At 65.9% G+C, this 9,178-nt stretch carries 7 protein-coding genes; 2 read left to right on the top strand and 5 right to left on the bottom strand.

Features of this window, described 5'->3' with window-relative positions:
* Nucleotides 1-200: 200 nt before the first annotated feature.
* The 5 genes from PZ895_RS19220 to PZ895_RS19200 all read right to left on the bottom strand — a co-directional run bounded on the left by PZ895_RS19220 (nucleotide 201) and on the right by PZ895_RS19200 (nucleotide 6,552).
* Nucleotides 201-1,484 (bottom strand): ArgE/DapE family deacylase, encoded by a 1,284-nt coding sequence (locus tag PZ895_RS19220; RefSeq protein ID WP_275840587.1) that lies wholly within the window; start codon nucleotides 1,482-1,484, stop codon nucleotides 201-203.
* A gap of 13 nt (nucleotides 1,485-1,497) precedes the next feature.
* Nucleotides 1,498-3,111, bottom strand: coding sequence for an ABC transporter ATP-binding protein (locus tag PZ895_RS19215; RefSeq protein WP_275840586.1), 1,614 nt, complete (start codon nucleotides 3,109-3,111; stop codon nucleotides 1,498-1,500).
* Nucleotides 3,108-3,944 (bottom strand): ABC transporter permease, encoded by an 837-nt coding sequence (locus PZ895_RS19210; protein WP_275840585.1) that lies wholly within the window; start codon nucleotides 3,942-3,944, stop codon nucleotides 3,108-3,110. The genes PZ895_RS19215 and PZ895_RS19210 overlap by 4 nt, the downstream gene beginning before the upstream one ends.
* The gene (locus PZ895_RS19205; protein WP_275840608.1) at nucleotides 3,941-4,912 is read right to left on the bottom strand and encodes an ABC transporter permease; all 972 of its coding nucleotides are present in this window, start codon (nucleotides 4,910-4,912) and stop codon (nucleotides 3,941-3,943) included. The genes PZ895_RS19210 and PZ895_RS19205 overlap by 4 nt, the downstream gene beginning before the upstream one ends.
* A gap of 83 nt (nucleotides 4,913-4,995) precedes the next feature.
* The gene (locus tag PZ895_RS19200; protein WP_345803541.1) at nucleotides 4,996-6,552 is read right to left on the bottom strand and encodes an ABC transporter substrate-binding protein; all 1,557 of its coding nucleotides are present in this window, start codon (nucleotides 6,550-6,552) and stop codon (nucleotides 4,996-4,998) included.
* Between the two features lie 124 nt (nucleotides 6,553-6,676).
* On the opposite strand from PZ895_RS19200, the gene PZ895_RS19195 reads away from it, so the two are divergent.
* Together PZ895_RS19195 and PZ895_RS19190 are read left to right on the top strand one after the other, a co-directional pair.
* Complete coding sequence (locus PZ895_RS19195) at nucleotides 6,677-7,519, top strand: IclR family transcriptional regulator (RefSeq protein WP_275840584.1); 843 nt, start codon at nucleotides 6,677-6,679, stop codon at nucleotides 7,517-7,519.
* A gap of 20 nt (nucleotides 7,520-7,539) precedes the next feature.
* Nucleotides 7,540-9,135: an acetolactate synthase large subunit gene (locus PZ895_RS19190; RefSeq protein WP_275840583.1), complete on the top strand. Its 1,596-nt coding sequence runs from the start codon at nucleotides 7,540-7,542 to the stop codon at nucleotides 9,133-9,135.
* The last annotated feature ends 43 nt before the right edge of the window (nucleotides 9,136-9,178 follow it).

Raw genomic sequence — 9,178 nt, 5'->3', positions numbered from 1 at the left:
CATAACCTGAAGGTCGTAGGTTCAAATCCTACCCCCGCAACCAAACTTTCCTGCATTATCAAATCTTTATGCCTCGCCCTCACGCGGGGCTTCTTGCGTTCCGCCACCCGTGGAAGCACTGGAAGCAAGAAGGCGCGAAGTCCTTCATATTCCTGCGAGCGCACTGTGGCATTCAGCGGCAATATATCAGGTCCCTGACCCTAAATGGGCTCCACGCCGCACCATTCGGCCACGAACAGCGCCATCGCTGCGGTGATGCGTTTCAGCGACGTTAGACTGACGCGCTCGTCGAAGCCGTGGATGTTTTTCGAAATCGGTCCATAGCACAGCGCGGGAATGCGGTCGTAGAGTGCATAGACGCGCGTATCGAGATAGCCCGGCGTCATGAAGGATTTCAGCTCCTTGCCGGTTGCAGCCTCGTGCGCACGGCCAAGGACGGCTTCAGCCTCCGAGCCGGGCTCAAGCACGTAGCCTTCGGAATGGAACCCGTTGAAGGTGACCTGCGGCGGGTTGTTGGCGAGGAAGGTGTCGGCGCGGGCGGCGGCGGCCAGATGATCCTCGATCTCCCTGGCGGCTTCCTGGGCGCTGATGCCGGGATAGAGCGAGATGCGGCAGTCGATGCGGCACCAGGCGGGCACGGACGACGCCCAGTCGCCGCCCTCGATCTTGCCGATGTTGAGGTTGATCGGGTGCGCCTCGTCGCGAAAATGCTCATGGTCGCTTTTTCGTGCGTTCCACTTGGCTTCGAGGTCGCGCAGCGCGGCGATGACGCGGTAGGTGGCGTCGATGGCGTTGGCGCCCGCCGCCATTTCGCGCACATGGACCGGCAGGCCGCGCGTTTCGACCTGAAACCAGATGACGCCGACATTGGCGCGCACCAGCATCTCCTCTTCCGGCTCGGGGATCAGCACGGCGTCGGCCCTGTAGCCGCGCAGATGGGTCATCAGCGCGCCGTTGCCGGTCGATTCCTCCTCCACGACGGACTGGACATAGACGGTGGCCGCCGGCTGGAGGCCGATGCTGCGCAGCGCATCGAGCGCCGCGATATTCGCGATATGTCCCGCCTTCATGTCCGCGCCGCCGCGGCCATAGAGCCAGTCGCCCTCGATCGCCGGTTCGAAGGGCGGGCGCGTCCACATGTTGGCCGGGCCGGGCGGCACGACGTCGACATGGGCCTGAAGGATCAGCGAGCGGCCCTTCTCCTCGCGCGGGCGGTGGATGCCGACGACGATCGGTGCCTTCGAGTGCTCGGCCGTGAACGGAGCGCCGCCGGGGTGGCGCGAGATCGCGTCCTCGTCCATCTCGAACCGCTCCATGGCGAGGCCCCGGTCACGCAGGAGGCGGAAAACGTGATCCTGAATGGCATGTTCCTCGCCGCGCAGGGACGGAAAGCGGATCATCTCCTGCGTCAGGGCGACCTGCTCATCGAACCCGGCCTCCACGGCGGCAACGATCCTGGCGCTGAGGTCAGGCGAAAGGGGCATGGACGGTCTCCGTTCAGTTGGCATGGGCAAATGCGTCGCGGCCGGGCACGGCGGCAAGCAGTTTGCGCGTGTAGTCATGGGTGGGGTTGGCGAAGAGTTCGGCCGTCGGCGCCAGTTCGACGATGCGACCGCTTTGCATGACGGCGATGCGGTCGCAGATCTGGGCGGCAACGCGCAGATCGTGCGTGACGAACAGGATGGCGACGCCGAGCCTTTTCTGGATGTCGCGGATCAAGTCGAGAATCTGGGCCTGCACCGAGACGTCGAGCGCGGACACGGCTTCGTCGGCGATCAGCACTTTCGGGTCGAGCGCCAGCGCGCGTGCGATGCCGATGCGCTGGCGCTGGCCGCCGGAGAACTCGTGCGGGTAGCGGTCGGCGGCGGCCGGCGTCAGGCCGACGAGGTCGAGCAACTCGCGGGCGCGCCGCATCGCCGCCTTCCTGTCGACGCCTTGCGCGACCGGCCCTTCGGCGATGATGCGCCCGACCGAGCGGCGCGGGTTGAGCGAGGCGTAGGGGTCTTGGAAGATCATCTGGATGCGCGAGCGGTGCGGCCGCAGGGCGCGTTGCGTCATGGCCTGGATTTCGACGGTTTCGAGCCGGATCGTGCCGTCATCGGGCTCGATCAGGCGCAGGCAGCAGCGTCCGACGGTCGATTTGCCCGAACCGGATTCGCCGACGAGACCGAGCGTCTCGCCCGGCCGGATGGCGAAGGAAACGTCGTCGACGGCCTTGACCTGGCGGCCCTTGGCGAAGAAGCCGCCGCTCTTGTAGGTCTTGGCCAGTCCCTCGACGGTCAGCGCGGCGGGCGCATCCGCGAGCGCGCGGGCGTCGGGCGGCGTGATCGAGGGAACGGCGGCGATCAGCTTGCGGGTATAGGGGTGCGTGGGCGCGCGCAGCACCTCGGCCGTCTTGCCCGCCTCGCAAATCTCGCCGTTCTGGAGAACGACGATCCGGTCTGCGATCTCGGCGACGACGCCGAAATCATGGGTGATGAACAGGACCGCCGTGCCGTGATCGCTGCGCAGACGATCGACCAGCTTCAGGATCTGCGCCTGGGTGGTCACGTCGAGGGCGGTGGTCGGCTCGTCGGCGATGAGCAGTTTCGGCTCGAGCGCGAGCGCCATGGCGATCATGACGCGCTGGCGCTGACCGCCGGAAAGCTGGTGCGGATAGACGCGCACGATGCGGGCCGGATCGGGCAGGCCGACTTCCTCGATGAGTTCGAGGGCGCGCTTCTGGCGCGCGGACGGATCGAGCGCGCCATGGGCCTCGAACATTTCGCGGATCTGGTCGCCGATGCGCATCAGCGGGTTGAGCGAGGTCATCGGCTCCTGGAAGATCATGCCGATGTCGCGGCCGCGCACCTGACGCATCTCGCGGTCACTGAGCTTCAAAAGCTCGCGTGCGGCCAGTTTGATGCTGCCGCCGGCCACCTTTACCGCGGGGGGCAGCAGGCCCATGACGGCGTGGGCCGTCATCGACTTGCCCGAGCCGGATTCGCCGACGACGCACAGCGTCTCGCCGGCATTTATCTCGAACGAGGCGTCCTTGAGCGCGAAGGCGCGATCGGCGACGCTTGGCAATGACAGGGAGAGCCTGTCGACCTTCAGCACCGGCTCGCTCATTTGCGGACCTCCTTGCGCAGTCGCGGATTGAGCGCGTCGTTGATGCCTTCGCCGACGAGATTGAGCGCCAGCACGGTCAGGAAGATCGCGAGGCCGGGGAAGAAGCTGATCCACCACGCGTCGATGATGCGCGAGCGGCCGGCGCCGACCATGTAGCCCCAGGTCATCAGGTTGGGATCGCCGAGGCCGAGAAAGGAGAGGGAGGATTCCAGGAGGATCGCCGTCGCGATCATCAGCGAGGCCATGACGATGATGGGCGCCAGCGTGTTCGGCAATATCTGCGTGAAGATGATGCGCGGGGTCGACTGACCCACGGTGACCGCCGCCTGGACATATTCGCGCGTCCTGAGCGACAGCACCTCGCCGCGAATGAGCCGCGTCACCGGCGGCCAGGAGACGATGGCGATGGCCAGCACGATCGAAGGCAGCGATGGTTGCAGGATCGCAACGAGCACGATCGCGAGCGCGAAGCTCGGGATGGTCTGGAAGAACTCGGTGAAGCGCATGATGGCGTCATCGATGAGGCCGCCGAAATAGCCGGCGAGCGCGCCGAGCGGCACGCCGATCAGAAGCGCGGCGATCGTCGAGACGATGCCGATCAGGAGGGAGACGCGCGCGCCGTGGACGATGCCGGCCGCAACGTCGCGGCCGAGCGTGTCGGTGCCCAGAAGAAAATTGCCGTCGAGCGGCGCGCCCATCGGCCGGCCGACCATGCGCCAGGGCGACTGGGGATAGAGCACCGGTGCGAGCACCACGATGGCGACGAGGACGAGCAGCAGGAAAAGGCCTATCAGGGCGCCGCGATTGGCTGCGAAGCGGGACAGCGCGTTCATGCCGAAGCCTCGATGCGCGGGTCGACGATGCGGTAGATGATGTCGGTGACGAGGTTGAAGACGACCACCATCGCCGACGAGACGAAGAAGACGCCGAGCAGAACCGAATAGTCGCGCTGGGCGAGCGCCTCGAACATCAGCCGGCCGATGCCCGGCCAGGCGAAGACGGTTTCGGTCAGGATCGCGCCGCCGACGAGCTGCCCCGCCTGAAGGCCGGCGAGCGTGACGACCGGCAAAATGGCGTTGCGGGCGATGTGACGCCGGGTGATGACCGAAGGCGACAGGCCCTTGGCATAGGCCGTCTTGACGAAATCGGCGCCGGCGACTTCCAGCATCGAGGCGCGCATCATGCGGGCATAGATGGCGGTGAAGAAGAGGCCGAGCGTCAGCGCCGGCATGACGAGATGCCGGCCGATGTCCAGCGCGCGCTCGAAACCGGTGTAGCCGGCGCCGATGGTCTCGAAGCCCACATTGGGCAGCCAGCCGAGCTTCAGCGAGAAGACGATCTGGCTCATCAGCGCGATCCAGAACAGGGGCGTCGCGTAGAAGACCAGCGCAAGCGTGGTGATCGCGCTGTCGGACCATTTGCCGACGCGGCGGGCCGCAAGGGCGCCGAGCACGACGCCGAGCGCGAGGGAAATGAAGAAGGCGGCGCCGGTCAGAAGCAGCGTCGCCGGCAGGCGGTCGAGGATGAGGTCGAGGACGGGCTGCTGCTGGCGGTAGCTGAAGCCGAGGTCGAGCGTGGCGTAGTTCGAGAGGTAGGTCCACAACTGCTCGTAGAGCGGGCGGTCCAGTCCGAATTGCTGCCGCAACTGTTCGAGAAAGACCTCGTCGCCGGCGCCAGCCTCGCCGGCCATGACCTGTGCCGGGTCGCCCGGCGCGGCGCGAACGAGGAAGAAGTTCAGGACGGCGATGGCGAAGAGCACGATGACGCCCTTGCCAAGCCGCATCGCGACGAAGCGCAGCAAATCCATATCAGAAAAGTCCTCTCATCCGCCGCTTTCGCCGCCCGGCAAAGCGAATGCCGGGCGGGCCATGATCGGTGCGGTGCCTATTCCTTCCAGGCGTCGCGGAACCCGTCATTGACGCCGATCGCGGTCGTCACGAGGTTCTGGACATTGCAGCGGTGGATGGTCGGATAGTCCATTTCGAGCAACCAGAGCACCGGCAGGTCTTCGGCCAGAAGCGCCTGCATCCGGGAATAGAGTTGCTGGCGCTCCTCGTCCGACGACGCGATCGCGGCTTCGGCGAACAGGCGGTCGGCCTCCTCGTTCGAATAGCCGCCGACATTGGCGAAGGGACTGCCCTTGATGATGTTCGACGAGATGTAGCTTCGCGCCACGCCGATGGCCGGGTCGCCAAGCTGGTAGAGGAAGTTGAACGTCAGATCGAAGTTCCATTCGCTCGTGCGCTGCGTCCAGCCAGGAACGTCTGTGGTAACGATCTGCAAGTCGACGCCGACATCGGCGAGGTTCTGGCGGATCGCCTCGGCCCAGCGCGTCCAGGTCTCGCCATAGGGCAAGGCGAGGAATTCGATCGGCTCACCGTCATAGCCCGACGCCTCGATCAGTTCGCGCGCCTTTTCCGGATCATAGTCGTAGGTCGGCACCTCGGCATCGTAGAAGCGCGTTTTCGACGAGATCGGACCGGTCGGCAGGTTGCCGAAGCCGTTCCAAACGACGTCGCGGCCGAATTCGCGGTCGATGGCGTGCATCAGGCCCTGGCGGAACTGCTGGTCGGCGAGGATGCCTTCGCGATGGTTGACGGTGATCCAGGCGTGCGGGGCGAACATTTCCCAGCCCTTGTTCGTCACGCAGGAATTTTCCAGTTCCGACAGACGCGGCACGTCGAAAATGTCGACGGCGCCGCCGGTCAGGACGTCCACGTCGCCGGTCTCATAGGCGACCGCGCGCGCCGCGGCATCGGGAATGAAACGCCAGTAGATTTCGTCGAGATAGGGCCGGCCTTCCATCCAGTAGTCCTCGTTCCTGACGAGATGGACGTAGGAGCCCCTGTTCCATTCCTGGAACTTGAAGGGGCCGGTGCCGATCGGCGTGTTGTTCATCGGGTTGGACGCGTAGTCCGTTCCCTCATAGATGTGCTTGGGCACGATCGGCGCGGATGCCGTCTCCATGGCCAGCAAAAGCGGGCCGAATGGCTGCTTCAGCGTCAGGCGGACGGTGTTTTCATCGACCTTTTCGATCGATTCCACCTGGTTGTTGACGATCGGGCGCCAGCGCGGGTGAACCTCGCGCAGGAAGACGTCGAGCGAGAAGACCACGTCATCGGCCGAAAAGGGCTCGCCGTCGTGCCAGGTGACGTTTTCCTGAAGCGTGAAGGTGTAGACGGTGCCGTCTTCGGAGACCTCCCAGCTTTGCGCCAGCGAGGGCTGCGGCTCAAGCGCCTCGTTGAAGCGCAGAAGGGATTCGTAGATGTTGCCCGCGATCATGTTCGTCGGGCCGTTCTGGTTGAGCGCCTGCATCAGCATCGGCGGCTCGGGGGTGACGACCACGCTGACGCTGCCGCCTTCGACCTGTGCATGGGCCGCCGAAGTCACGGCAAAGACGAGCGCGGCGACGCTTGCTGCAAGGTAAGTACGCATTCTCATCGGACTCTCCATCGGGCTTGATCGCGATTGTTCCCAGTCGGCCGGCCGCCTTTTCGGCGGTCTTGTCAGCCTGACGTTTGGGAGTAGACCAATGGTGGACAGAGGTGTCAATAGATGATATTAGGTGTCATCTGATGACATTTTTGAATTGCTGACATTGATGATGGACGGCGCGGGCCAGGAAATTTCGGCAACGGGGCCGGCGGCGAAACCGGGCGTTCCGGTGGTGCGGGCGTTGGAACGAGGCATCGTTTTGATGCGGGCATTCTCGGCGGCGCAGCCACGGCGCACGCTGACCGAACTCGCCCGTTCGGCCGATCTCGACAAGGGCACGACGCGGCGGCTTCTCCATACGCTTCAGGTCGCGGGCCTCGTCGAACACGACACGCGAAGCGGCCTTTACGCGTTGACGGTCGGGCTTCTGGAAATCGCATCGGCGGTGGATACGGGGCGCGAATTGCGGGAGGTCGCCGCGCCCTATCTGGGCGATCTGGCCGACCGGATCGGCGCGACGTCCTTCCTGTGGATACCGCATGAGGGGATGGGGCTTTGCGTCGAACGCGTGCGCGCGGCCATTCCCAATGTCGATGCGCCCTGGTTCACGGTCGGCACGCGGACCGCGCTCAATTGCGGTGGCGGGCCGCGCGTGCTCCTCGCCTACATGTCGACGGAAGATCAGGACCACGCGCTGGCCCAGCCATTGCCGAAGCGCACGCCGATGAGCGTTACCGACCCCGAGGCATTGCGCAAGGTGGCGCAGCGCGTGCGCGAACAGGGATACGAATTCGCGGTCGACGATTTCGTCCTCGGCCTTGCCGGGCTCGGCGTTCCGATCTTCGGCCATGACGGCCGTTTCGCCGGCTCGCTCAGCATTTCCGGCCTGACGGAGGCGATCAGGTCGGAACTCGACCGCAATATCGCGCTCTTGCGCGAGGCAGCCCGTGCGATCGGGCGCAAGATCATCTGAGAATGGAGGCCGACGCCGCAATGGACATGAAGACCAATCAACTCAACGGTGCCGAAAGCCTCGTCGAAACCCTGCTGGCCGCCGGCATCGACACCTGTTTTGCCAATCCGGGCACGTCGGAGATGCATCTGGTCGGCGCGCTCGACCGCTACAGCCGGATGCGCTGTGTGCTCGGCCTTTTCGAGGGTGTTGTAACCGGGGCTGCCGACGGCTATGCGCGCATGGCGGGGCGGCCCGCAGCCTCGCTTCTCCATCTGGGACCGGGGCTGGCCAACGGCATCGCAAATCTCCACAATGCCCGCAAGGCCGGCACGCCGATGCTGTCGATCGTGGGCGACCACGCAACCTATCACCGCCAATATGATGCGCCGCTGACGAGCGACATCGAAGGACTGGCCAGGCCGGTATCGCACTGGGTCCGCACGAGCATGAGAGCCGAGGACCTGGGGGCCGACGCGGCGGCGGCAGTCGCAGCTTCGCGCGCCGGCGGCGGCGCGGTCGCCACCTTGATCGTGCCGGCCGACGTGGCCTGGAATTCGGGCGGGCAGCCGGCCGGCGGCCGAACCACGCCCGCGCACGCGCCGGCCATCGACGAGGCCGCGATCGCGAAGGCCGCGGCGATGCTGCGTAAGGATGGCGCGGCGCTCTTCCTGGCGGGACCAGCCCTGCTCGAACCTTCTCTGTCCGTTGCCGGGCGGATCGCGCAGGCGACGGGGTGCCGCCTCATCGGCCCGACGAGCGCTGCCCGCGCCCGGCGCGGGGCCGGTGCGGTGGCCGTCGAACGCGTTCCTTATGTCGTCGACAGGGCGCTGGCACTTCTTTCAGGCGTCAAGCAGGCGGTGTTCTGCGGCATGGCGGAGCCCGTCGCCTTCTTCGCCTATCCTGGCAAGCCGAGCCTGGTTCTGCCTCGCGAAGCGAACAAGATGACTCTCGGCGCGAAGGCCAGCGAGGTGGCCGCCGCGCTGGACATGCTGGCCGACCGGCTCGGCGCGACGTCGCCCGTTCCGGCCGGCAGGCTTCTCGAACGCGGCTCGACGGAGCCGGCGCGCGGGCGGTTGGAACTCGAAGGCGTAGGCAGGTCGATCGCGGCGCTTTTGCCGGACGATGCGATCCTGGTCGATGAATCGATCAGCGCCAGTTTCAAGCTGCTGCCTGCCCTGAAACACACGGCGCCGCACGACCATCTGCAACTGACCGGCGGATCGATCGGCATCGGCCTTCCGCTCGCCACCGGCGCCGCCATCGCCGCGCCACACCGCAAGACCGTTTGCCTTCAGGCCGACGGCAGCGCGATGTACACGTTGCAGGCGCTGTGGACACAAGCGCGCGAGCGGGCGAATGTGGTGACCGTGCTCCTTGCCAACGGCACCTATGCCACGCTGCACCGCGAATTCGCCAATGTCGGATTCGGCGCGCCGGGGCCGAATGCCACCGCCATGATCGACCTCGACAAGCCCGATCTCGACTGGGTGCGGCTGGCCGAGGGCATGGGCGTGCCGGCCACGAAGGCCGACAGCCTCGACGCCTTCAACGCGGCTTTCGCCGCGGCGCTGAAGGAGGACGGACCGTCGCTGATCGTCGTGTCCTATGCCGAGGCCCAAGCCGCGGCGAGGTAATGCGCTGCCATTTGCCGTGAAACCCACGCGCCTTGCGCAAGCG

It is taken from the genome of Mesorhizobium sp. YIM 152430 (assembly GCF_029210365.1).
GTDB lineage: Bacteria > Pseudomonadota > Alphaproteobacteria > Rhizobiales > Rhizobiaceae > Aliihoeflea.
Note: the sequence above shows the minus strand (reverse complement) of the source record. Positions and strands in the feature narration are given on the sequence as shown.